Here is a 25136-nt window from a genome sequence, read left to right as displayed (position 1 = left end):
GACCCTACACATTTGGTTTGTCTAAAACTTTGTTCAGTTTTCAAAGATCTACTCAAGTTGCTTATCAGCAACTACTTTAGTCTAGCTCAAATAACTCTTAATGTCAAGAATTATTTTTTATTAACTTAAGAAGTAACTGACTAACAGCAACTTTTACATAATACCAAACTTATTAATTAGTGTCAACAAGTTTTTTATTTTGTTACCACCGTACTTAACGGCGACAACTTTTATAGTATACCAAGCTAATATTTTATCGTCAATACTTTTTTGAATTATTTTCCACAAAAAATAAGCACGTCGTAGTTAGTGCTACAACGTGCTCATTTAGCTTTATTTAGTTAACCTTTATTCTGGACGCAAAGTAGGGAATAAGAGGACGTCACGAATTGACGGTGCGTCAGTTAATAACATTACTAGGCGGTCAATTCCGATACCAAGCCCACCAGTTGGAGGCATCCCATATTCCATCGCTTCAATGTAATCTTCATCGATTCCTTCGGCTTCATCATTACCAGCCTGACGTTCAGCCACTTGCGCTTCGAAGCGTTGCCGTTGATCAATTGGGTCATTTAATTCAGTAAAGGCATTAGCATACTCATTACCTAAAATAAAGAGTTCAAACCGGTCTGTAAAGCGAGGGTCATCAGCATTCTTCTTAGCCAAAGGTGAAATTTCTACTGGGTGGCCGTAAACAAAGGTTGGGTCAACAATCGTATCTTCGCAGAATTGTTCAAAGAATTCATTGATGATATGTCCAACTTGCCAGTATGATTCATAGTGTACCTTATGTTCATCGGCTAGTTTACGGGCTTCTTCAAGGGTCATTTCTTGCCAGAAATCTACCCCGGTCTTTTCCTTAATCAAATCAACCATGTGGACCCGCTTGAATTCCTTGTTGAAGTCGACTTCTGTCCCTTGGTAGTTAATCTTACCATCAGTAGTTACAACCTTAGCGGCCGCCTTAAAGATGCCTTCCGTTTCATCCATAACATCCTTGAAATCGAAGTAGGCAGCATAGGTTTCTAGCATCGTAAATTCAGGGTTGTGCTTAGTGTCAATCCCTTCATTCCGGAAAACCCGCCCAATTTCATAAACCCGTTCCATCCCCCCGACAATTAAACGCTTGAGGTGTAACTCTAGCGCAATTCGTAGGTAAAGTTGAATATCTAAGGCATTGTGGTGGGTAATAAATGGCCGGGCAGCTGCACCACCAGCTTGGTTATGTAAAACTGGGGTTTCAACTTCTAAGAAACCTTGGCCATCTAAATAAGACCGCACCGCAGAAACAATTTTACTCCGGTTAACGAAGCGTTGGTAACTTTCGCGGTTAGTAATTAAGTCTAAGTAGCGTTGGCGGTAAATTTGTTCAACGTTTTGGAGCCCGTGGAATTTGTCTGGTAGTGGACGTAAGGCCTTAGAAAGGAAAGTTAACTTAGATACTTTAACGGTTAATTCCCCCATGTCAGTCTTAATGATTTCCCCAGTAATCCCTAAGTGGTCCCCTAAGTCGGAACGCTTAAAGATGTGGTACATTTCTTCGCCAACTTCATCCTTACGAATGTAAAGTTGCATCCGGCCTGTCCGGTCTTGTAAGTCGGCAAAACCAACTTTACCCTTACCCCGTTTTGCAACCATCCGGCCTGCGATTGTTACTTCGATATGTTGATCATTTAATTCATCTTTTGATTCGTTACCAAACTTTTCATGTAATTGTGCATTAGTATGGTCACGTTCAAAGCGGTGTCCAAAAGGATCGATGCCTAGCTCACGCAATTCTTGCATCTTTTCTCTTCTGACCCGTAATTGGTCATTCATGGATTGTTGATTTGCCATTGAATGCTTAACCTCACTTTCAAAATTTTCATACATTCTTCAGTATAGCACAAATTAAAGCCTAATCTTATAAAGATTTTAGCGTGCTTGTCTTGCTAGTGTGTCCGCTAAAAAGTTGTCAAAAATTTCCACCATTTCCGTTTCGGTTTCAGCAGAATTTAAAGCGGCCTTAGTCCGGGCTGAGCGTGGAATTCCCTTTAGGTAGTAAGCGGCTTGTGACCTAAATTCCCTTGGCCCCATCTTTTCGCCCTTAACCTTCACTAAGCGGTGTAAGTGTTCCTTAGCCACAGTAATCTTTTCGGCTGGACTTGGTTCCGCAATAATTTCCCCATTTTCTAAGTAGTTAACCGTTTGTTTTACAATCCACGGGTTACCTAAAGCAGCCCGACCAATCATAACCGCATCTGCCCCGACTTCATCAAGCATTTTCTTAGCTTCTTCAGGGGTGGTGACATCACCATTACCAATGAACGGAATCTCAGTTAGGCTGTTAGCCACCTTGTGGAGTAAGTCCCAGTCGGCATGGCCACTGTAAAGTTGCTTTCTAGTCCGACCATGCATTGCTAAGGCGGCCGCACCGCCTTCTTGAGCTGCCAGCGCGTTTTCTACCGCCAAGATATGGTCTTCATCCCAACCGGTCCGCATCTTAACCGTAACCGGCTTATCGATGCTAGAAGTTACAGCCTTAACCATTTCGTAGACCTTATCAGGGTCTAATAGCCAGTGAGCCCCGGCATCAGTCTTAGTTACCTTAGGCACAGGACAACCCATGTTGATGTCGATAATGTCTGTGCTGGTATTTTCTGCCACAAATTTAGCGGCTTCCACTAAGGTTTCCTTGCTGCCCCCAAAAATTTGAACACTGACCGGGTGTTCAGTTGGATCAACAAATAACATCCCCAGAGTCTTTTTATTTCTAAATTGAATCCCCTTATCGGAAATCATTTCACATACCACTAAGCCAGCGCCAAATTCCTTACAAATCAACCGGAACGCAACGTTGGTTACCCCTGCCATTGGTGCAACTACTACCTGGTTAGGGATAACAATGTCACCTATCTTCCATTCCATTTTCATTTTCACCTCATACTAAATATTACTAAGTCTGACTTTTGCTTACTCGTTGCATGATACCATTTTTTTCTGAAAATGAAAACCGTTATGCCCGGGCTTCTTTCATAATTCGCTTCAAGTCGGCTTCGCTGTAATCATACTCAGCCCCACAAAAATGGCAAACTGCTTGGGCCCCATGGTCCTTAGCAATCATGTCGTCAATATCCGCTTGGGGCAAGCTAGCCAAAGCTTCCGCAAATCGTTCCTTAGAACAGTCACACTTAAAGGCTACGGGTTGTCTTTCTAAAAATTCAACTTCGGTATCAGGGAAAATGGTTTCTAAAATCGCTTCTGGCGTCTTACCTTGCCGCATCATTTCAGAAACTAGCGGAAGCTTTGCTAAGCGTTGTTCAAGCTTAGTTAAAATTTCATCACTTGCCCCTGGAAGGACTTGAATCATAAACCCACCTGCGGTCTCGATACTGTTATCGTCATTAACAAAAACAGACAAGCCGACTGCCGAAGGAATTTGTTCTGACTTAGCCAGGTAATAAGTAAAGTCTTCACCCAATTCCCCTGAAATCAAAGGAACTTGGCCGGTGAAAGGTTCCTTTAAGCCTAGATCCTTAGTCACAGCTAAGAACCCCTCCGTTCCAACCGCACCCTTAACGTCAATTTTATGGTTAGGATTTAAAGGCAAGTGGACATGTGGGTGTTGCAGGTAGCCTTTGACTTCCCCCTTTGAATTAGCATCAATCACGATTCCGCCCACCGGCCCATTGCCGTTAATTTTGACGGTCATCTTTTCGTCGCCTTTCATTGAGGCGGTGGCTAAAAGCAACGTTCCCACCAAACTTCTCCCTAAGGCAGCAGAAGCGGCACTCCAAGTGTCATGTCTTTTTTGGGCTTCGCGCACAACTTCGGTTGCATCAACCGCATAGGCCCGCAATGCCCCTTTATATACTAATGATTTCACCATGTAATCTGTCATTTAGATCTTCCTTTCCAAAAAAAGTGAGACGAGAAAATCGCAATCAACGGACTGCCTTTTTCTGTCCCACTTAGTAGCTCTTATTTTTGTTTATCCTCTGAATCCGACTCGCTAGTCTTTGACTTAGGATAGTAAACCGTCGTCTTAAGACTGTCGTCTTCAGCAGCCTTTTCACTTGGATAAAGCTCAGCTGTATCCTTTGTGTCTTTATCGGCTAAAGCTTGTTTCTTCAAAGCTTCTTTTCGCTCTAAGGCTTCCTTAGATTCTTCGAAGGTCGCAGCCTTTTCACTTGGAAATTCATCACTTGCTTTGACCGGCATCTTACCAGTCTTGTACAAACTCAAGATTTGCTTTTCATCAAGTGTTTCGTATTCTAACAAGGCTTGTGCAATAATCTTGTGTTCTTTTCTATGTGCTTCGATGATTTCCTTAGCCTTTTGCATCCCTTCTTCAGAAATCCGCTTAACCTCTTGGTCAATCAGATTTGAAGTTTGCCCTGAGTAAGGGGCGGCTCCACCCATTTCACCAGGCATGATGTTGGCACTACCTTCATATTGAACCGGTCCTAACTTAGAACTCATCCCATATTGGGTAACCATTGCCCGGGCTAACTGAGTGGCTTGTTGGAAGTCGTTAGAAGCCCCGGAAGACTTTTGCCCGAAGATAATTTCTTCTGCAGCACGGCCCCCCATCAGCCCAGCAATTTGATCTTCCATGTTCTTCTTAGAAAGAAGCATTTGGTCTTCTTTTGGCAGCATAATTGCGTAACCACCAGCACGACCCCGCGGAACAATCGTTACCTTGTGAACAACCCGGGCATCGTTTAAGACTAAGCCAACGATGGTGTGCCCAGCTTCGTGGTAAGCAACCGTTTCGCGTTCTTGCTTAGAGATGACCCGATCGCGCTTAGCTGGCCCAGCAATTACCCGGTCTTCAGCTTCGTCGATATCAGACGCGTCAATTTTCTTCTTGTCACGCCGAGCTGCTAGTAAGGCCGCTTCGTTAAGCAAGTTTTCCAAGTCAGCCCCCACAAAACCAGGCGTTTGCTTGGCAATCATCTTCAAATCAACGTCGCCAGCTAACGGCTTATTTCTAGCGTGGACCTTCAAGATTGCTTCTCTGCCCTTAACGTCAGGACGACCAACTAAAATCTTACGGTCAAACCGGCCCGGCCGAAGCAAGGCTGGGTCCAAGACATCAGACCGGTTAGTAGCAGCCATAACGATGACTCCTTCATCGCCTTCGAACCCGTCCATTTCAACCAGCATTTGGTTTAAGGTTTGTTCACGTTCATCGTGACCGCCCCCCATACCGTTACCACGCCGGCGACCAACGGCATCAATTTCATCGATAAAGATGATTGATGGCGCGTTTTTCTTAGCATTTTCAAACAAGTCACGAACCCGGCTGGCCCCGACCCCGACGAACATTTCAACAAAGTCGGACCCAGAAATTGAGAAGAACGGTACCCCAGCTTCACCGGCTACGGCCTTAGCGAGCAAGGTTTTACCAGTTCCGGGAGGGCCTTCAAGTAAGACCCCGGATGGAATCCGTGCCCCCAAAGCTAAGAATTTCCGTGGATCACGTAAGAATTCAACGACTTCCACTAACTCTTGCTTTTCTTCTTCGGCACCAGCAACGTCAGAGAAGCGAACCTTGTTATTCTTCTTGTCGACCGGCTTAGCCTTCGACTTACCAAAGTTCATCACCCGACCATTGCCACCGCCTTGACCAGCTTGGCCCATCATAATATAGAAGAAGATTACGATAAAGACCAAGGGCAACAGTGAAATTAGCAGTTGAATCCACACGCTACTGGATTCTTCTTCTTTGGTGTTATTTTTAACGTTATTCTTGGCAGCATAATTTTCAATCGTCTTAATGACAGTATCATTCGTTAAAACATTTGTTGTGAAGGTAGTCACCTTAGCACTTGGAGCAGATAAGCCTGCTAACCCGGCTGGTGCCTTAGCCTTCTTAGCTTTGCGATAGGTACCTGTGATTTTGTAGGTACTGCCAGAAGGTTGAATCGTGAAATCCTTAACGTTATCTTTGCGCAGCTCAGTTACGAACTGACTCGATTGAATTTGTTGGGAATTAGTGCTTTCCTTACTACCAAAGAAGTAGTAAAGCATCCCCATAAATCCAAGGAAAATCACGATGTAAAATAGACTATTTCTTAATAGCCCATTTTTCTTATTGTTCATAAGTTTCCTCCTAACCTAATAGTTACTGTAAGTAATCATAGCATATTTGACTTTTATTAACCAATAATTAGCCAGCTTCTTAATCATTATTTTCATAAACTGCTGGTTTTAAAATGCCCACGTATGGTAGGTTACGGTACTTACCCATGTAATCAAGGCCATACCCCACTACGAATTCATTTGGAACTTCAAAACCAACGTAATCAGGACTAACCCCTTTTACCCGGCGTTCTGGTTTATCAAGTAAAGTACAAATCTTAACAGAAGCAGCATTACGGTGTTCTAATAGGTCAACCAATCTTTCCAAAGTCCGCCCAGTATCAATAATGTCTTCAATAATCAAAACGTGACGGTCTTTAACAGATGTATCTAGGTCCTTAATAATTTTAACTTCACCTGATGACTCAGTCGCATCACCGTAACTAGAAACATCCATGAAATCCAATTCACAGTAGGTCTTAATTTCACGGGCAATGTCTGCCATAAATAAAATGGCTCCCTTTAAAACACAAATTACGATGGGATTTTTACCTTCGTAATCCTTCGTGATTTCTTGCCCCAACTTTTCTGCGACAGCCTTGATGTCTTCTTGGCTATATAACACTTCTTTGATATCGTTATTCATAATGCATCCTCTTTCTGAATTAACTTCTATGTACTACTATGTATTGAATTTTAGCATTTACAGCGCCCCGTGACAAATCAGATTTTTTTAAACCTAAAACCCAATAAACATTTTGGCCCTGATCAGCCACCAACCAGCTGGTCTTTCTTTGGGCTAGCGGTACTTTGTTATCAATCATTATTTTCTTAACTTTTTGGCGACCATGTGTAGTCACCAATTTATCCCCACTAAGCCGGTGCCGTAAAACTAGGCCACCCGCGGGTAGTTCGCTTAGCTCTAGGCAATCATCCCCGGATCTAGCCTGGTAATCTTCAAAGCTAACTAACCCCACCTTTCCTGCTGCCCCGAGGTCAATCCACTCATTAAGCTCCAAGTTATAACTCACCGCACGCGCTTGACTTTTGGGGCAAACACTTTCAAAACCAAACCGCTCATAACTTTTTAGGAGGTAATACTCCTTATTCAACTTAAGTTTTAAATTAGGCTTTCGGTCATCGAGTAAGCCGGCCCGCAACTCTTCTGGCAACTGGGTCCTTAGCTCGACTCCTTGCTCCATTAGCAAGTGCTGTAAGCATAGCACTTGTAACTTGGGCGAGTAAGTTTGAAAGACCTTTAGGTTATAACTACCATCGGCTGCTTTCATCTTGGCAATATTAGTGGCCGCTAGTTCATCCCCCAATGCCAGCAAATCGCTTAGCTGGGTCCGATAAGCTGCGATGTGGTCTAGGACTTGCGGGTTTTCCGCCTTCAACAAGGGCAAGAGGTGGTGGCGGATTCGATTGCGTTGGTAGTCATCGCTAGCGTTAGTCTCGTCTTCAAAGTAGGTCAAATTATTAGCCTGCGCATAGTCTGCCAGTTCCTGCTTGGTAAATCCTAGTAGCGGGCGAACTAATTCTTTTCCCGCCCCAAAGTTACGCTGAGGCGCGATTGCAGTTAACTGCGCTAGTTGTCCACCCCTAATCAGCTTCATCAAAAAGGTTTCCGCCTGGTCGTCTGCATGATGGGCGGTCAGTAAGGTCGTTAGCTGCTCGGTTGCCATCACCCGCTTAAAAAAGTCATAGCGCATCTTTCTAGCAGCAGCCTCTACCCCCTTAGCCGGGTGCGCGGCTAGGGGCCAAGTGTACATTCTTAAAGGAAGTTGGCTTTTATGACAATAGTCCTTAATAAAGGCCGTTTCAACTTTGCTTGCCGGGCGTAACTGGTGGTCCACGTAAGCCACATATATTTGCAGGTTAAACCGTCTTTGACTTTTGAGCAATAAATCTAGCAAGACCATCGAATCACAACCGGTAGAGACCGCCACCAGTACCTTTTTCCCAGCCAAGCCTAATTTAGCTAGTTGAGCTTGAAATTTTCTTAACATCATCATCATCCTAATCAAAAAGGAACCAGATTACTCCAGTTCCCCTTTCAATTCTATTTAACTACGGCGGCCACCACGACCACCACGTTTACCTTCGGTATTACGTTTTAAAGAAGTAAGGCGATCTTCACTTTCCTTTAAGAAGCCAGCTAATAAGGAGTCAAAATCTTTTTTCTTACCATCATTATTACGTTTGGAATTGTTAAATGAGTGCCGCTTGTCATCGCGATTTCGATTATGTTCATGGTGGAAGCGGCCATTGTTATTATCGCCTTCATGCTTCTTATAAGGCTTATGTTCCTTTGCACTTGGTTTTTTAGCCATTGCTTTTCTAATTGATAAAGCAATCTTACCATCATCACCAACTGAAAGAATCTTAACTTGTACCTCATCACCCACGGCTAAAACATCATGAATGTCTTTTACAAAACCGTCAGAAACCTCACTAATATGAACTAATCCGGTTTGTTTATCTCCTAGATCAACAAATGCTCCAAAATTAGTAATCCCAGAGATTTTTCCAGTAACCTTAGTTCCTACTTCTACTGACATAAAAAAGTTTTTCCTCCTCAAAATTGTCTACAAAAACAGTATAACACGACCAATTAAAGAATTATACTAAGAACTACCGTTAGCCTAAATTTTTTAGTCCTTAGCATCATCGGGTAAGATGTAAATCGTTTCACCATCTTTGGAGTAAAAATATTGAGACCGAATAATCTTTTGCACGTAGTCAGTATCCTTTAACTGCTCCACTTCTCGCTTGAGCCGGTCGTTTTTAGCCTGCGTCCGCTTGAGTTCGCGCTTAGCCACTACCGTTTCTTGCTTAAGCGCCTTAATTTGCAGGTAGGCTTGGGCCACCCTAATTACGCCATAAGTAAATAGCAGCCCCATTGTCGCCATGCAGATAAGATGCAAAAGGCTACGTTGCTGTTGCCGCTTTTGACGCTTGGCTTGCAACCGGGCTTCTTTTTGCTTAGCTTGAAAATATTCATTATTTAAAACTCTAATCTGCTTTCTTTTGGGCTCCATTTTACTTATCCCTCATCTCATTATTTACAGACGATAATCTTCTTTATATTCCTCGCTGACTAATTCATACATGCTGGCAGCTTCATTTTTCTTAGTTGTTTCCTTTAACTCTAGTACCTTAATCTTGCTGGTTTTGTTTCCAAATTTAATGGTCAATACATCACCTACACTGACAGTGCTTGAAGATTTAGCCACCTTATCATTAATCAAAATTCGACCTTGATCTGCAATTTCTTTAGCCACTGTCCGCCGCTTAATCACCCGCGACACTTTCAAAAACTTGTCTAGTCTCATTTTAACTTAAACCCTTTCTATTTGTAAATTTATTAGTCAAACGTAACAATTTCTTTCCCCCAGGAATTGCCAGCCATTCACGAATACTAAATAACCTCAACCACAAGGCTAGTCCAATAAAAACGAGCACCCCAATCCCAACGCTAATCAAAGCTACTAACAACAAGGCCAACCGCCCACCAGGAAGTAAGAAGGTACCAACCTTAGCCACCACAGCGGCAACTCCTCCCATAATCCCAGTTACAAGCCCTAGTTTTAAGAGGTAATTATCACCACTTAACAGCCCCTTTAAGAGGGAAGGCAGGCTGCCAGCAATTAACGCTTGAGCAACTATTAACGCAAGGACGGTCGCTATACTTGCTCCCGCAATCCCCAGGCGCTCAATTAAATAACTGTTGATTAAAGCTTTTACCACAATTGCGGCCAGCAAGGCTATTACCGTCATTTGATATTGGTTTAAACTCTGTAATAGCGAATTATAGTTACTAATTAGGGTCATCATAAAAACACTTACCACGTAAATACTGATTGTTTTACTTAAGCTAGCATCCCCAAATAAAACCGTGTTAATCTCAGGCATCAAAGCAATCAACCCCACCGTAGCCGCCGCTCCCAAGCCAACACTGATTCTTAATAGCGCCTTGGCTGTCTTGCGAAATTCATTTAAATGCCGCTTTTGCAAGGCTTCGGTCAGCGAGGGCAGTAAGGTCGATGAAAAACTGACGGCAACCACAATTCCTAGTTGAACTAAGGGTTGCGAGCGATCGTAGGTTCCCTTAATTTCCTTGGCTAACTCTGAGCTAAAACCCTTGACTTCTAAGGCCTGTTTAACGGTAAATGAATCTACCAACTGTAATAACACCATCAACGAAGCAAAAAGACAGATAATCAACCCTTCGCTTAGCAGACGTCTGATTAAAGTCTGCATGCTTAGCTTACTAGTAGCAAATGGTTGACTTAAAAAGGAACCTAAGTAAAATTTGCTAAAGCTTAAGCTAGCACAAAGGGCCCCGATAGTGGCACCTGCCATCGCCCAGGCCCCCATCTCATAGTAGGTCCAGCCCCGCTTGGTAAACAGGTAGGCGGCTAACAAAATCACCGCCACCCGGACTAACTGCTCACTAACTTGGGAGATGGCCGTAGGAACCATATTAAAGGTCCCTTGATAATAGCCCCTTCCTACCGCCAAAAGCGGCATGAATAAAAACATGAAGCTGACGCTTTTAATCAGCAACTCTAACTGCCCATCCCCCATCGAATTGGCAATTAACCTGCTAGTCAGTTGGAGAAAAATAAATATTCCCCCAGCAAAAAAACTCAAGATAACAAAGAGGCGGCGGGCTAAATTAACTTTGGCTAGCTGCCCTTCTTGCTCTGCAATTAACTTAGAGATAAAGACCGGAAACCCACTTAAGGCAAAGGTCATTCCAATCCCATATAAGGGGTAGACTTGTTGGTAAACATAAAAACCCGTATTGCCAACAATATTTTCAAAGGGTACCCGGTAAAAGGCACTCAGAATCTTCGCGATTAACGAAGCCAGTGATAAAATCAACGCCCCCTTTAAGAGGGTTTTGGTCGCATTTTTTGTCTGCATTCCTTATCCTTTCTTAGCCTGTAATTCTTTTCCTAATAGCTGGGCCAACTCCTTTAGCTGACTTAACTCTTGGGCGGTATCCACCGTTGGTTGTAAGACCCACTCGATTTGCACTTGCTCTTTTTTAGGCACTAACTTTGTCACCAGCTTAGTTTGAGCTAGCACCTTCAAGAGGGCTTGAGCCGGTACTTGCTTTACGAATTTTTCTGCTAAGAGCACGGTCACTTTATTGCCTATCTGCTTGATTTTTTCAATTAAGGCTAAATCGGCATACATCTTTAAAAGGCCAATCTCTAGGAGGTTAGCTACTTCTTGTGGATAATCCCCGAAACGGTCAATTAAATCAGTCTGAACCTCCCGGTACTGCTCGAGATTTTCAAACTGGCCAATGCGTTTATAGATTTCAATCTTTTGGCGGGCATCTTCAATATACTCTGTTGGCAGGTAGGCCTCGATTTCTAGGTTAATTTCAGCATCGGTTTTAGCCTGCACCTTTTTCCCCTGCTTCTTAGCAATCGCCGTATTTAACATTTGAGTATAAAGGTCATAACCGACTGAGTCAATAAAGCCATGTTGTTGCTTACCTAAAATATTACCGGCACCACGAATGGCTAAGTCTCGCATCGCAATCTTAAAACCTGAACCAAGCTCCGTGAAATCTTTAATAGCCTCTAGTCTTTTTTCACCGGTTTCGGTCAAAACCTTATCCGGTTGGTACATAAAGTAAGCATAAGCAATCCTGTTAGACCGTCCCACGCGCCCGCGTAACTGGTATAGCTGAGCCAGCCCCATCTTGTCTGCATTTTCAACAAATAAGGTATTGGCATTAGGAATATCAACCCCGGTTTCAATGATGGTCGTAGTTACTAAAACATCATATTCACCCGCAATAAAGTCCATTAACACCCGCTCTAGTTGACTCTCAGTCATTTGGCCGTGAATGTAGGCCACCCGGGCATCTGCAACTAGCGCCCGGATTTCATTAGCCACACTTTCAATATCTTCTACCCGGTTATGAAGGTAAAAGACCTGGCCCCCCCGGGCTAATTCGCGTTTGATGCCGTCGATAATTACCCCAAAATTTTGTTCCAAGACGTAGGTTTGAATTGGGTAACGGTTGAGCGGCGCTGTTTCTATCACGGATAAGTCCCGCACGCCTAACATCGATAAGTTTAAGGTCCGTGGGATTGGCGTTGCCGTTAGGGTCAAGACGTCCACGCTAGCCTTGAGTTCCTTTAAGCGCTCCTTGTGTTTAACCCCAAAGCGTTGTTCTTCGTCGATAATCAGCAGGCCTAAATCGGCAAACTTCACGTCCTTTGATAAGAGCCGGTGGGTGCCGACAATAATATCAATTAATCCTAGCCGCAAGTCCTGGAGGGTTTGCTTAACTTCGGTTGGGCTACTAAAACGTGATAAAATGCCAACGCTAACAGGAAAACCATCAAAGCGGTTAAGAATCGTTTCATAGTGCTGTTGGACTAAGACCGTTGTCGGCGCTAAAAAGGCGACCTGCTTACCATCTTGAATCGCCTTAAAAGCAGCCCGTAAGGCGACCTCCGTTTTGCCAAAGCCTACGTCCCCAATTAGTAACCGGTCCATCGGCTTAGTCATTTCCATGTCACGTTTTATTTCTTGGCTACTGCGGAGCTGGTCGGGAGTTTCCGTATACGGAAAGGCATCTTCAAATTCCTTTTGGTAACTGTCATCCTTACTAAAGGCATAGCCTTGCTCAGATTCACGCTTAGCATATAGTTCTACCAACTCATCCGCAATGTCTTCAATCTTTCTTGCCACCCGATTCTTAGTTTTGCGCCACTTATCAGAAGTTAAACTAGCAATTTGCGGTTGCTTAGCCTCCGAGGAAACGTACTTTTGAATCCGGTCAATTTGGCTAACGGGGATAAATAATTTGGCATCATCCTTATAAAGCAAGGTCATGTAATCCTGGTGGCGGCCACTAACTTCAATGGTCTCCATTCCCAAATACTTACCAATCCCGTGATTAACGTGTACGACGTAATCACCAACTTTGAGGTCCGTGTAACTCTTTAAGCGTTGTTCATTAGACATGGTCTGCCGGCGAGCTTGGTGACGATTAACCTTGGCAAATAACTCATGTTCGGTCAAAACGATTAGGTTAGCTTCTGTCAGCTCAAAGCCCGACCTAAAGCCACCTAAAACCAGTTGCAAGTTACCCTTTTGAAGCTGACTGGGCTCACTAAGTAAGACCTGGATATCGAAGTCTGTCAACGTTTGTTCAACCTTGTGCAAACGCTCATTACTCGTGACCAAAATTACCACCGTTTGTTTTTGCTTACGCCAGCGCTCACTTTCCGTTTTCAAAAGCGGCATCTGGCCAAAGAATTGTTGGACCGCCCGACTCTTTATGGCGAGCTTATTACTAAAGCGTAAGCCCCCCATCCCCTTAGCAAATGGCGCTAAGAAGATGCTGCCCGTCCGCTGATTGTTCTTTAATAGCTCGGCGCTATCAAAGCCTAGCTGCAAGTTGGGCAACAGTTCACCGCTTGCTAACTTTGTAACTTGCCAATTTTGGTCATCGTTAATTAGTTTTTGGTTCTTGTCTACAATGCGACTGTAATCATCAACAATCACTAGCCCGGCTAAGCTTAGGTAATCTAAGAGGGTAACCGCCTCGGGGTAAAGGTAAGCGCCCCAGGGTAAGTCTGTTTCCGTCAAAGCCCCGGCCTGCCAGGCAGTGGCTTTTTGAGCAACCGTTGCTTGAAGGGCCTGCCGTTGCTTAGCATCACTTAGTTCCGGACCTAGCTTTTCAAAATCCGCCGCCAATTTAACTCCGGCAGCCTTTAGGTCATCTTTAGCCACCAAGAAGTCACTAGCTGGCGCCAGGCTAACTTCCTCTAGGTTAGCAATACTTCTTTGGCTCGCTACATCAAAGGTTCGCAGCGAATCTATCTCCGTGTCAAAAAAATCAATGCGGACTGCCTCTAACCCAGCAACCGGGTAAACGTCGACAATTTCACCCCGAATGGCAAAGTCCCCCGGCCGTTCCACTAATTTTTGGCGCCGGTAGCCCATGGCCGTCAACTTTTGCCCCAAGGCATCTAAGTCAAGTTGGCTTCCCACCGTTAATTTCAATTGCAAACTCCGCCAATAATCGACTGCAGGTAGCTTTCGTCTTAAGCCACTGACAGAAGTCAAAATCAGCTTGGCTTGTCCACTAGCCAGGGCGTTTAGAGCTTGAACCCGTTGACTTTTAAATTCAGGGGAGCTGGTTGCCATTTCAGCCGCTAATACCTCTTCAACCGGAAAAGTGTATAAAGTTCCTGGCTCCACCTGGTTTTTAAGGTCATCTTCTAGTTCCTGCATTCTGTACAGGTCGCTAGTTACTATTAACAACGGTCGCTTTAGCTCTTGAAAAAGCGTCTGCAAAAATAGCGTCTTGGCTGAACCAACCAGGCCTGTCACTAAATTACGGCGCTTATTTTCATTTAACTGCTTTAACCAGTCTGTAACCTTGGTTTCTTCAAGAAGAATTTCACTTAAGTCCATTACTGCCCCCTATTTATGGTTATACTTGTTCATAGTCTTCATAAAGTCGTCGCTAGCTAACCAATAGTCTAAGGCTGCCACCACCTCATTGGCGGTTACATCGATTGTTTGTCTTTGTTCAGCAGTAAACTTAGACAAAACCCAGTCAACTACAGCCATTTTTTGCGGATGGCCAATCCCCACCCGGACCCGCTTAAATTCTTGCGTGCGTAAGTGGTGAATTAAACTCTTGATTCCGTTATGGCCCCCAGCGGAACCCTTTTGGCGCAAGCGTAACTTGCCAACCTCTAGGTCCATATCATCATGGATGACTGCGATGTCTTCGCTAGCAATATTATAATAAGTTGCTAACGGCCCCACCGCCCGGCCGGATTCATTCATGTAAGTAGTAGGTTTAACTAACAGAACTTTTTCACCATTAATAAAAACACTGGCGATTAGAGCATTAAAATCTTCCTTATCAAAGCTAACTTGGTGTTCTTTGGCAAACTGATCTAAAACCATAAACCCTACATTGTGACGTGTTTCATCATATTTTCTTCCAATATTCCCTAGTCCGACAATCATTTTCATATTTTTAAATATCCTTTCATGTCCCATTTAACTTAAGCATGGCAAATTAGAGGATAAGGTAAGCTACCTAATCCTCTTTAACTAACAGCGCCATCTCAACGCTAGTATTTTTCCATTAGTATACCATACTTTCTGAAAAAAACTTTCTTTTAGTTTGTGACTAATTCCTCATTTAGCGGATAAAAGATTAGAAAGTAAGGGTTTTCATAGATGTAAAATTAGTGAAAACTCATACAACATTTTTAAAAAGCATGGTATAATATATTTGTATCAATAAGTTTCTTATGAAAGGATGAGTGACTGTGTCAAAAACACAAAATCATCAAAAAGTTATTTTAGTCGGCGATGGCGCTGTTGGTTCTAGCTATGCATACGCAATGGCTTTACAAGGGATTGCCGAAGAATTCGGTATCGTGGATGTTGTTAAGGATCGCACAGAAGGTGACGCATTAGACTTAGCTGATGCTACTGCTTTAACATATCCAAAGAAGATTTACTCAGCTGAATACTCAGACTGCAAGGATGCAGACTTAGTTGTTATCACAGCTGGTGCCCCACAAAAGCCAGGCGAAACTCGTCTTGACCTTGTTAACAAGAACTTGAAGATCCTTTCTTCAATCGTTAAGCCAATCGTTGAATCTGGTTTCGACGGCATCTTCTTAGTTGCTGCTAACCCAGTTGATATCTTGACTTACGCTACTTGGAAGTTATCTGGCTTCCCTAAGAACAAGGTTATCGGTTCTGGTACTTCCCTAGATACTTCACGTTTACGTGTTGCTTTAGGTGAATTAGTTGGTATCCGCGACCCACGTTCAGTTCACGCTTACATCATGGGTGAACACGGTGACTCAGAATTTGCTGCTTACTCAGCTGCAACTATCGGTGGTCTTCCTGTCTTAGATTGGGCAGAAAAGAACGGTGTTACTAAGGAACAATTAGCTAAACTTGAAGATGACGTTCGTAACAAAGCTTACACTATCATCAACAAGAAAGGCGCTACTTTCTACGGTGTTGCTACAGCCTTAGCTCGTATCTCTCGCGCTATCTTACGTGACGAAGATGCTGTTTTACCTGTATCAGCATACATGGAAGGTCAATACGGCTTAAATGACATCTACATTGGTACTCCTGCCGTTGTTAACGGCTCCGGTCTTGCTTCAATCTTAGAAGTTCCTCTTAACGAAGAAGAACACGCTAAGATGACCGCTTCTGCTAAGACTTTGAAAGAAGTTCTTACAAACGGTTTGAAGACTTTAGAAGAAGGTAAGTAATTTAACTTCTTTTCCCCCTGCGGAATTTCCGTGGGGGGTTTTTCTTTACCCGCGAAAATGCTAAAATGAATTAAGAATTACTTAGAAAATATTTAGCTTAGGAGTTATTGCTATGTTACTTAAAACCTTGGTTAAACCCAAACAAGTCTTAACAACAGTTCGCGAGGATGTTACTTTGGCTGAGGCGCTTGAAACCTTAGAAACCTCCGGCTACCGCTGTGTACCGGTCCTTGATACCACCGGCAAAATTTTCCGGGGTAACATCTATAAGATGCACATTTACCGCCATAAATCACGTGGCGGTGACATGAACTTACCCGTCACTCATTTATTAAAAAATGCCACTAAGTTCATCACTGTTAACTCAGCTTTCTTTAATGTCTTCTTCTCCATCCGCGACCTACCTTTCATCGCGGTTCTTGATGAAAACAACTACTTCTACGGGATTTTAACCCATAACCACCTCTTAGAAATGCTTTCCCAATCTTGGAACTTCAACGTTGGTAGTTACGTCTTAACGGTTGTTTCTGCTGGAGAACGGGGAGATCTCGTTGACATGGCTAAGGTTATCACTAAGTATACCTCTATTGCCAGCTGCATTACCTTGGACGTTCAACAAGGCGAGCTAGTGCACCGAACTTTATTTACCCTCCCTGCCGATGTTAGCCACGAAAAATTGGAACGAATTGTTGCTAGTTTAGAACGGAAGAATTTCCGCGTTTCTGAAATCGAAGATTTGCAAGCATAATTTTTTCAAAAAAGCTCTTGACAAAATGAGTTTTTGATTGTAAATTACTGAGTATAGATTAAATATTAAAGAACGCAATGAGAAAGAAGAGTAACTTTTAAAGGCCTCAAGCGAATTCCGGTTGGTGTGAGGGAATAGGTGCTTTAAAAGCGAAAATCCCTTTCGAGCGCTGTACCCAACAATTATTAGTAGGTACACTGGGAACACCCATTATCGTGTTAGCGTATCGCCCCACTAAGGCTGGGGCCGCACGTGAAAGGCAATTGCAGCGATGTAATTGTAAAACCAAGGTGGTACCGCGCACTGGCGCCCTTGAACTAGAGCATTCTAGTTTGAGGGCGCCTTTTTCTTTTCCACACAATCCCGGGACGTGTGGGAGCTGATATTTATTCTGTAATACTAAGATTAAAATTTAAGGTGGGTTTTTAATCATGCTTAATAAGTTGAAAGAGAAGAAATTAACTAAAAAAGATTATTTCGTCGTCAGTTCCTTGCTATTTGGGCTCTTCTTTGGGGCCGGAAACCTAATTTTTCCCCTCCACTTGGGCCAACTAGCCGGCCATAACTGGGGCCCAGCTGTTTTAGGCTTCCTGGTTACCGGGGTCTTATTACCATTACTATCCGTTCTTGCAATTTCTATCACCCGCTCAGAAGGTGTGTATGATATCGGTCGTCCCTTAGGACCTGCGTTTGCCTTAGTCTTTATGGTTTTAATTCACGCAACTATCGGTCCTTTCTTCGGTACCCCTAGAACTGCTACTGTTTCCTTTGCGGTTGGTTTAGCGCCCTTATTACCCGCAGGTTCTACTAAGGTGGCATTATTTGTTTTCTCAGCTTGCTTCTTTCTAGTAGCCTACTTATTCTCACGTAAAGAAAACAAGATTGTTTCTAACGTCGGTAAACTTTTGAACCCAGTCTTCTTGGCATTGTTAGCTTTGGTTTTCTTCGTGGCCTTCTTACATCCACTTGGTTCTTTAAGTACTGCTACTCCTACTAAGGAATACTTAGGCCGAACTTCTTTCATCCATGGTTTTCTAGAAGGCTATAACACCATGGACGCCTTAGCCGGCTTAGCCTTTGGGGTGACCGTCGTTACCGCTATCCGTTCTATGGGAGTTAAGCGCGAAACTAAGGTAGCTGCCGTTACCGCTAAAGCTGGGGTCTTTGGTATGGGGGCCGTTGCTTTGATTTACTTACTCCTAACTTTACTCGGGGTACAATCATTAGGTAAATTCAAGCTTTCCGCCGATGGTGGGGTAGCCTTTTCACAAATCGTTAATCAATATGCCGGTGTCGCTGGTCAAGCTATCTTAGCCGCCTTAATCACCGTTACTTGTTTAACAACTGCTATCGGGTTAGTAGCCGCCTTTGCCCAAGACTTCCACAAACACTTCCCAAAGGTTAGCTACCACACTTGGTTAGTCTTATCATGTGCTTCCTCATTCTTCTTTGCTAACTTCGGCTTAGAAACAATTCTAGCTTGGTCATTACCATTCTTGATGTTCCTTTACCCATTAGCAATGGTCTTAATCTTACTATCCGTTTTCTCACCACTCTTTAAACGCGATAGTTACGTTTACTTCTTCGTAGTTTTATTTACAGTAGTCCCTGCTTTCTTTGACATGGTAGCCACTTTCCCAGCCGTTATCAGCCAAAGCAATTTTGGTAAAGCAGTCTACGCCTTCCAACACCACTACTTACCTCTAGCTGATTACAGCCTTTCCTGGTTAGTTCCTGCCTTGGTCGGCCTAGCCCTTGGGTTAGCTGTTCACTTCTACAAGGAAGTCTTTGTCAAAACGCAAGCTAGTGAAATGGACTAACAATTGGATTAGTAAAAAATCTTTACAGCTTGGCCTTACTTGCCAGCTGCAAAGCTTTTTTGCTGTTTAACCAATCTCTTCGACCCGGTCTAAATTTTTCCAGCCATAACGCCAGATAGAAATAATTACCGAGGCTAGCGTCACTAGCTCGTCAAAAATTCCGGCCCACGACCCCACTAGGAAGTCGTAACCAATCTTTAGGGGGGAATTAATCGCTAATCCAACTAACCTAATCTTTTGAGAATTATAAGTATATTCTCCGATGGTAGTGGCGATGTTAGCGACTATTGGTAAAAGTGACCACCAGTTACTCCAAGTCAAGTACAGGGTCACCAGTTGCAAACAGCAAATTACCCCACACATTTGCCGGCTGTGTAAAAACCGACTCCGACTGCTTAAACAATAGGAGCGGACCACGTTTAAAATGTAACTTGTTCCCCCGGTCAAAGCCCCTAGTAAAAACATATGAGTCATATAACAGAGATAAGATGCTAACTGCATCCGAAAAAGGTTGCGGTTATTGCGACATTGGTAGGATAAAAAGAAGATAATCGTCCCTAAAAAGCAAACCGCTTAAACTAAAATAAAATGTACCACAACAACTACTCCTAAGCTAACTTTCTAGATTTTAATTATACCCCAACAACCAAAAGCAAATCTTTGGGTATTCCCCCTTCAAATTATGACTACCTTGCAAACAAAAAGGTTACCAAGTAGCGCCCGATAACCTTAATTATTTATGTATCGCAATCAGGCCAAAGCTAATTCTTAAGGCCTCATTGACTTTTTTCATTGTTTCTTGATCTGTATGTGCGATTTTTTCTCGTAACCGTTGCTTATCTATCGTTCTTACTTGTTCCAATAGGATGACAGAATCCTTTTCTAAGCCATTTTTTTGCGCCTTTAGCCCCACGTGCGTCGGCATTTTTGGTTTGGAAATCCTGGAAGTAATTGCAGAGACAATCACCGTTGGGCTGAAATGGTTGCCGATATTATTTTGAATAATCAATACCGGTCTCATCCCGCCTTGTTCTGATCCTACTACTGGCGATAGGTCAGCAAAAAAAATATCACCACGCTTGACCTCAGCTACCATTAGATTCCTCTTTTCTATTACCTTACTAATTCGTCTAATTCATCACAATCACAACTTAAAAATTCAGTACAAATTTCTTGGTTTAACTTGGCCATTTCACCATAACCTGTGATTAGTAAGTCCAATTTTTCATAACGTGACTCAATATATTTCAAGGCCTTATCATCTAGCGACTGCGCACTAATCCCATAGAATTCACAGTATTCTGATAGCTTAGTATCGTCAAATAGCCGTCTGCTTTGTACCTGCTCCATCATAAGCGCCCCTTTACTTTCCTACTATTACAATAAATATACCATATTAAGTCATTTTTGTAAGCCCTAGCTTTACTCGCGATAAATCCTAGGAAGACGCTCACCCAAGCAACAGGTAATTTCGTAGTGAATAGTGTGGGCATAGTCGGCCACGTCTTGGGCAGTAATTTCTTCAGACCCGTCTTTCCCAATCAAAGTTACCTTCGTTCCTAAGGCTAAGTTAGCAGGTAATTTGACCATGAATTGGTCCATGCAAACCCGGCCCACGATGGGACAGTATTGACCTGCGATTAAAACCGCAAAGCCCTGCATCCGTCTTAACCAACCATCGGCGTATCCCAAAGGCACCGTGCCAATCCATTCATCTTCACTAGCAGTATAGGTCGAACCATAGCCAATCGATTCACCCTTGGCTACCTGTTTAACGTGGACCAACTCACTAACCAAGCTTAGTGCTGGCTTTAAAGGCCGGGGTAATTCTAGCTCACGGCCAGACGGATTTAAACCGTACATACTAATACCATAACGAATTACGTTGCCACCGCAATCATGATGCCATAAGGCTGCAGCCGAATTGGCGACGTGGACATAGGGTGGAAGTTGCTCCAAGCTACCAGTAAGTTCCTTAAATTTAGCTAACTGCTGGTGATAATAGCTGGTATCTTTGCTATCAGCCTGAGCAAAGTGGGTGAAAATCCCCTCAAAAACAAAGGCTTGGGGGTTGGCATTTAGATAAGCGACCGCCTCCTTTAGGGTGGCTACATCTTTAAAACCAATCCGCCCCATCCCGGTATCAAGTGCGAGGTGGACCCTTAATTTAAGCTTAGCCTTAAGTAATTCGGGTTGGGCAGCTTGTAAAAAGTCCAGGCTGCTAACGGCTACGGACAAATTATAACTAGCCATATAAGTAGCCTCACTAGCCGGATTGACCCCCAAAATCAAGATTGGTTCCTGCTCAAAACCAGCTTGGCGCAAGGCCACCCCCTCATCAATTACGGCCACACAAAAGCCATCTGCCCCGGCTTGACTGGCCGCCTGAGCTACCTCAACCAACCCGTGCCCGTAAGCATTAGCCTTAACCACGGCAAATAATTTTTGGTCTGCTTCTAATTGTCGCTTTTCTTGAGCAACATTTTCCTTAATTGCACCTAAGTCAACAATGACCTTTGTATTGCGGTGTTTTCCCACAACCATCTTTCCATCTTCTCTCATCAAAGTCTATTTAAAGTAGCTTTTCAAGCGTTCAAAGCCCCCAAGTTTTTCAAGGATTACGCTCGTAACCACCACTTCATTATCATGTGTAATTGATAAATGGACCCTCAGCTTATTTTGAAGTGGGTGTTTTACAATCACTGGTCGGCCCTGCTTATTATTCAATATCTCTAAGTCGCTAAACCCAACCTGGGAACCAATCCCACTCCCGACGGCTTTAGAATAGGCTTCCTTTGCCGAAAAACGGCCCGCTAAAAACTCAACCTGCCGTTTAGGACTTAGGGTCTCAAAAACAGCCAATTCACCCTCGGTAAGCACCTTGGCTGCAAACTTAGGGTTCTTTTGATAAGCAGCCTTTATTCTTTTTAGACTAGCAATGTCTATTCCCTGACCATATATCATTACCCATCCTCACTTTCTCTCTCATTTTAGCAAAGAACCGCCAATAAATCAGCAAGTTTAAAAAATGTTTACAAGCTAAAAGTAAAAAAAATCTGCTTTCTCCCACGAGAAAGACAGATTTTTTCAGCGTTTATTTTTAGCGGATGGTAAACTTCCGCTTTTTAGTCCGGTGCTTAAATTGATCACGGTCCCGGTCACGCTCTGACCTTCTCCGTTCATCATAGCGCTTGTTTTTAGGACGCCAATTCTTATTGCTCCGCCGGAAGTTACCGGTATGGTTCCCCTTCTTGCGTCGTGGTAACGGCCGTTCTGGCGTAATCTTAACTGGAACTTGACTAGCATCATCCTTAGTCATGTTGTTAAGCAAAGCGGCTACTAAGTCAACCGCATCGTATTGCTCTAATAATTCTTTGGCTTGAGCTTCGTATTTGGCGGTCGTTGTCTTAGCAACTAATTCTTTGATGTCGACTAAAGCAGAAGAAATTTGCCCCTCAAAGGCTTCCGCTTCTGTTGGTGGCTTCATTGGTTCCATCCGCTTCTTAGTCAATTTCTCAATAACCCGTAAATAGTCCATTTCATTTGGGGTCACAAAGGTTACAGACGTTCCATGGTGGCCCGCCCGGCCAGTCCGACCAATACGGTGGACATAACTTTCTGGATCTTGGGGAATATCGTAGTTATAAACGTGGGTTACCCCAGAAATATCTAGCCCCCGGGCTGCCACGTCGGTCGCCACTAAGATATCAAGCTGGCCCGCCTTAAATTTCCGCAAGATATTCATCCGCCGTTGTTGCGTCAAATCCCCATGAATCCCGGCGGCATTATAGCCCCTTGCTTCTAAGCCCTTAGACAACTCATCTACCCGGCGCTTAGTCCGGACAAAGACAATCGTCAACTCTGGGGCTTGCACGTCCATAATCCTAGTCATGATGTCAAACTTTTCAAAATCCTTAGCCCGGACAAAGTATTGGTCGACTAAATCAGTCGTTAATTCCTTGGCCTTGATTTTGACAACCTGTGGTTCCATCATGAACTTTTCGCCGATGTTTAAGATAGCCTTAGGCATCGTTGCTGAGAACAAGAGTGTTTGCCGGTTAGGCGGAATTGATTCAATAATTGACTCGATATCATCTAAGAAGCCCATGTCTAACATTTCATCGGCTTCGTCTAAAATCAAGCTATTAACCAAGCTAAGGTCAACGGTTTTACGGTTAATGTGGTCTAGTAGGCGACCCGGCGTCCCAACCAAAATTTGAGGGGTATTATGCTTTAACTGGTGGATTTGCCGCCGAATATCGGCCCCACCATAAACGGCCAATACCTTTACCTTCTTATCCTTACCCAAGCGGTACAATTCTTCTTGCGTTTGAATTGCTAACTCACGGGTTGGTGAAATAATTACGGCCTGGATAATATTTTTCTTGGGATTGACGTGTTGTAACACTGGCAACCCAAACGCCGCTGTCTTTCCAGTCCCTGTTTGTGCCTGCCCAATCACGTCTACCCCTGCTAATACCAAGGGAATTGTTGCTTCTTGAATGGGGGTTGCTTCCTCAAAGCCACTTCGTTCAATCGCTGTTAATAAATCTTTTTCCAGACCAAGTTCACTAAATTTCAAAAAATTTTTCCTCCTAATGTGCCTAGCTTACGCTATTAGCGCATATGTGTAACATCCACTGTACTCGCAAGGCAGGCTGAAAAATTTTTCTGACTGTCTTGCAATCCGACTAACTTAAAAATATTAAGTAACTTATTAAGAATAGCATTAATTCTTAAATTAAGCAAATTACTTTTGCAATGCGGCTAAAACCTCTTCAAGATGAATCCCGTGACTGCCCTTGACTACCACGATATCTTCCGGTTGGATACTTGCCTTTAGGTCGGCTACTAACTGTGCTTTTGCATCCGTATCATAGTGATGGACCTTATCAGCAGGATACTTTTCATCTAATACTTGGGCTAACTTCGCCATGATTGGGCCACAAAGATAGACTTCCGCAATTTCTTCTGGTTGAATTTCAGCAGCTAAGCCCGTGTGCATAATCTCAGCCTGGTCGCCTAACTCTAGCATATCCCCTAAGACCGCAATCCGCTTGCCAGCAGTTTCTACCTTAGTAAAGGCTTGGAGCACCTGTTTAACAGCCGTTGGGTTAGAGTTATAAACGTCACTTAAAATCCGTTCACCCTTTGCACCTTTAACCCACTCTGTCCTGTTGGCAGTTAAATCAAAGGCGGCCAAAGCCTTTCTCATCGCTTCTACAGGGACATGGAATAAATTACCAACCGCAAGTGCAGCTAAGGCATTATTAACGTTGTAAGCCCCAATCATTGGAATCGTGAAGTTTTCTTCAGGCCAGGATACTACCCTAAAACCAGTTTGGGTATCATCACTCACAATATTAGTCGCTTGTAAATCATTGTTGTCGTTGCGGCCAAAGGTTACCGTTAACTGCTTTAAGTCCTCTGCCCGTGTCCGCAACAATGGTTCATCGCCATTGTAGACCAGGGTTCCATCCTCTTTGAGCCCGTGGGTAATCTCCATCTTAGCGTCCGCAATCTTGTCTCTGCTTCCGAAAAATTCAATGTGGGCTTCCCCAATCATCGTAATCACAGCCACATCAGGCGCAGCCAGGCGACTTAGGTGATCTAATTCACCAAAGTGGTCCATCCCCATTTCAACAACTAAAACTTCCGTGTTAGGTTCCATCCCCAAAATCGTCATCGGTACCCCGATTTGATTGTTAAAGTTTGCATGGGTTTTTTGTACGTTAAACTGGCTACCCAAAATAGCGGCCACCATGTCTTTAGTAGTAGTTTTACCATTGCTTCCTGTAATAGCCACTACCTTAGGGTTAATCTTATCCAAGTAATATCTACCTAAAGTTTGCAAGGCCTCCAAGGTATCGGCTACCACCAATTGAGGTAAGTCCACTTGCCCCAAATCATGATCAGCCTGCCACAAAGTAGCCACTGCCCCGTGCTCTATTGCACTTTGAATAAAATTATGGCCGTCATTACCAGCTACTAGAGGAATAAATAGGGCGCCAGCTTCTAACGTACGACTGTCAAAGCTGACACTGGTTATACAGATATCTTCATAGCCCGCCTTCACTTCAGCCCCTAAAGCCCGGGCGATTTCTGCCAACTGCATTTTCATGAAATATTTCTTCCTTTCCTGCTCTGCAAAATTTCACTCTCACCCATTGTACCATACTTGTCTGACTTTCTATTTTT

21 protein-coding genes, 1 pseudogene and 1 other annotated feature are annotated in these 25136 nt (G+C 43.6%); of the genes and pseudogenes, 3 read left to right on the top strand and 19 right to left on the bottom strand.

Annotated elements, in window-relative coordinates:
- Positions 1-348: 348 nt before the first annotated feature.
- From lysS to pth, 12 genes are all read right to left on the bottom strand, one after another.
- Entirely contained in the window at positions 349-1836 is a 1488-nt protein-coding gene (lysS, locus tag FC14_RS00990; RefSeq protein WP_050611052.1) for a lysine--tRNA ligase, read from the bottom strand.
- Between the two features lie 78 nt (positions 1837-1914).
- Positions 1915-2907 carry a tRNA dihydrouridine synthase DusB gene (gene dusB, locus FC14_RS00985; protein WP_056975824.1) on the bottom strand — a complete coding sequence of 331 codons (993 nt, stop codon included), beginning with the start codon at positions 2905-2907 and terminating at the stop codon, positions 1915-1917.
- Between the two features lie 88 nt (positions 2908-2995).
- Positions 2996-3880: an Hsp33 family molecular chaperone HslO gene (gene hslO, locus FC14_RS00980; RefSeq protein WP_056975821.1), complete on the bottom strand. Its 885-nt coding sequence runs from the start codon at positions 3878-3880 to the stop codon at positions 2996-2998.
- 80 nt (positions 3881-3960) lie between these two features.
- Complete coding sequence (gene ftsH / locus FC14_RS00975; RefSeq protein WP_056975819.1) at positions 3961-6087, bottom strand: ATP-dependent zinc metalloprotease FtsH; 2127 nt, start codon at positions 6085-6087, stop codon at positions 3961-3963.
- Positions 6088-6166: 79 nt separating this feature from the next.
- Positions 6167-6712, bottom strand: a complete 546-nt coding sequence (gene hpt / locus FC14_RS00970) for a hypoxanthine phosphoribosyltransferase (protein ID WP_056975817.1) — start codon at positions 6710-6712, stop codon at positions 6167-6169.
- A 19-nt stretch (positions 6713-6731) separates the two neighbouring features.
- A complete protein-coding gene (gene tilS, locus FC14_RS00965; RefSeq protein WP_162258653.1) occupies positions 6732-8075 on the bottom strand; it encodes a tRNA lysidine(34) synthetase TilS in 1344 nt (447 codons plus the stop codon).
- A gap of 57 nt (positions 8076-8132) precedes the next feature.
- A complete protein-coding gene (locus FC14_RS00960) occupies positions 8133-8627 on the bottom strand; it encodes a S1 domain-containing RNA-binding protein (protein WP_056975813.1) in 495 nt (164 codons plus the stop codon).
- A 93-nt stretch (positions 8628-8720) separates the two neighbouring features.
- Positions 8721-9107 carry an FtsB family cell division protein gene (locus FC14_RS00955; RefSeq protein ID WP_056975811.1) on the bottom strand — a complete coding sequence of 129 codons (387 nt, stop codon included), beginning with the start codon at positions 9105-9107 and terminating at the stop codon, positions 8721-8723.
- A 24-nt stretch (positions 9108-9131) separates the two neighbouring features.
- Positions 9132-9401 (bottom strand): RNA-binding S4 domain-containing protein, encoded by a 270-nt coding sequence (locus tag FC14_RS00950; RefSeq protein ID WP_056975809.1) that lies wholly within the window; start codon positions 9399-9401, stop codon positions 9132-9134.
- A 1-nt stretch (position 9402) separates the two neighbouring features.
- Positions 9403-10998 carry a putative polysaccharide biosynthesis protein gene (locus FC14_RS00945; protein WP_056975807.1) on the bottom strand — a complete coding sequence of 532 codons (1596 nt, stop codon included), beginning with the start codon at positions 10996-10998 and terminating at the stop codon, positions 9403-9405.
- A 3-nt stretch (positions 10999-11001) separates the two neighbouring features.
- Positions 11002-14526, bottom strand: coding sequence for a transcription-repair coupling factor (gene mfd / locus FC14_RS00940; RefSeq protein WP_056975805.1), 3525 nt, complete (start codon positions 14524-14526; stop codon positions 11002-11004).
- Between the two features lie 9 nt (positions 14527-14535).
- Positions 14536-15099 carry an aminoacyl-tRNA hydrolase gene (gene pth, locus FC14_RS00935; RefSeq protein WP_056975803.1) on the bottom strand — a complete coding sequence of 188 codons (564 nt, stop codon included), beginning with the start codon at positions 15097-15099 and terminating at the stop codon, positions 14536-14538.
- A 302-nt stretch (positions 15100-15401) separates the two neighbouring features.
- On the opposite strand from pth, the gene FC14_RS00930 reads away from it, so the two are divergent.
- From FC14_RS00930 to brnQ, 3 genes are all read left to right on the top strand, one after another.
- Positions 15402-16370, top strand: coding sequence for an L-lactate dehydrogenase (locus FC14_RS00930; RefSeq protein WP_050611040.1), 969 nt, complete (start codon positions 15402-15404; stop codon positions 16368-16370).
- A gap of 112 nt (positions 16371-16482) precedes the next feature.
- Positions 16483-17118: a cyclic di-AMP binding protein CbpA gene (cbpA, locus tag FC14_RS00925; protein WP_056975801.1), complete on the top strand. Its 636-nt coding sequence runs from the start codon at positions 16483-16485 to the stop codon at positions 17116-17118.
- Between the two features lie 68 nt (positions 17119-17186).
- Positions 17187-17435: a binding site (T-box leader), on the top strand.
- Between the two features lie 114 nt (positions 17436-17549).
- Complete coding sequence (brnQ, locus tag FC14_RS00920; RefSeq protein WP_056975799.1) at positions 17550-18938, top strand: branched-chain amino acid transport system II carrier protein; 1389 nt, start codon at positions 17550-17552, stop codon at positions 18936-18938.
- A 66-nt stretch (positions 18939-19004) separates the two neighbouring features.
- On the opposite strand, the pseudogene FC14_RS00915 reads toward brnQ, so the two are convergent.
- The 7 genes and pseudogenes from FC14_RS00915 to FC14_RS00885 all read right to left on the bottom strand — a co-directional run.
- A pseudogene (locus tag FC14_RS00915) lies at positions 19005-19496 on the bottom strand (YgjV family protein); the annotation flags it as partial.
- 175 nt (positions 19497-19671) lie between these two features.
- Entirely contained in the window at positions 19672-20034 is a 363-nt protein-coding gene (locus FC14_RS00910) for a type II toxin-antitoxin system PemK/MazF family toxin (protein WP_056975797.1), read from the bottom strand.
- A 17-nt stretch (positions 20035-20051) separates the two neighbouring features.
- Positions 20052-20288 (bottom strand): hypothetical protein, encoded by a 237-nt coding sequence (locus FC14_RS00905; RefSeq protein ID WP_056975795.1) that lies wholly within the window; start codon positions 20286-20288, stop codon positions 20052-20054.
- Positions 20289-20360: 72 nt separating this feature from the next.
- Positions 20361-21482: an alanine racemase gene (gene alr, locus FC14_RS00900; protein ID WP_056975793.1), complete on the bottom strand. Its 1122-nt coding sequence runs from the start codon at positions 21480-21482 to the stop codon at positions 20361-20363.
- A 24-nt stretch (positions 21483-21506) separates the two neighbouring features.
- Positions 21507-21902: a holo-ACP synthase gene (gene acpS / locus FC14_RS00895; RefSeq protein WP_056975791.1), complete on the bottom strand. Its 396-nt coding sequence runs from the start codon at positions 21900-21902 to the stop codon at positions 21507-21509.
- 136 nt (positions 21903-22038) lie between these two features.
- Positions 22039-23520 (bottom strand): degradosome RNA helicase CshA, encoded by a 1482-nt coding sequence (gene cshA / locus FC14_RS00890; RefSeq protein WP_056975790.1) that lies wholly within the window; start codon positions 23518-23520, stop codon positions 22039-22041.
- A 168-nt stretch (positions 23521-23688) separates the two neighbouring features.
- Positions 23689-25059: a UDP-N-acetylmuramoyl-tripeptide--D-alanyl-D-alanine ligase gene (locus FC14_RS00885; RefSeq protein WP_056975788.1), complete on the bottom strand. Its 1371-nt coding sequence runs from the start codon at positions 25057-25059 to the stop codon at positions 23689-23691.
- Positions 25060-25136 lie beyond the last annotated feature (77 nt).

This window comes from Ligilactobacillus agilis DSM 20509 (assembly GCF_001436215.1).
Lineage (GTDB): Bacteria > Bacillota > Bacilli > Lactobacillales > Lactobacillaceae > Ligilactobacillus > Ligilactobacillus agilis.
The sequence above is the reverse complement of the archived record's forward strand: the minus strand, read 5'-3'. Positions and strand labels throughout refer to the sequence as shown.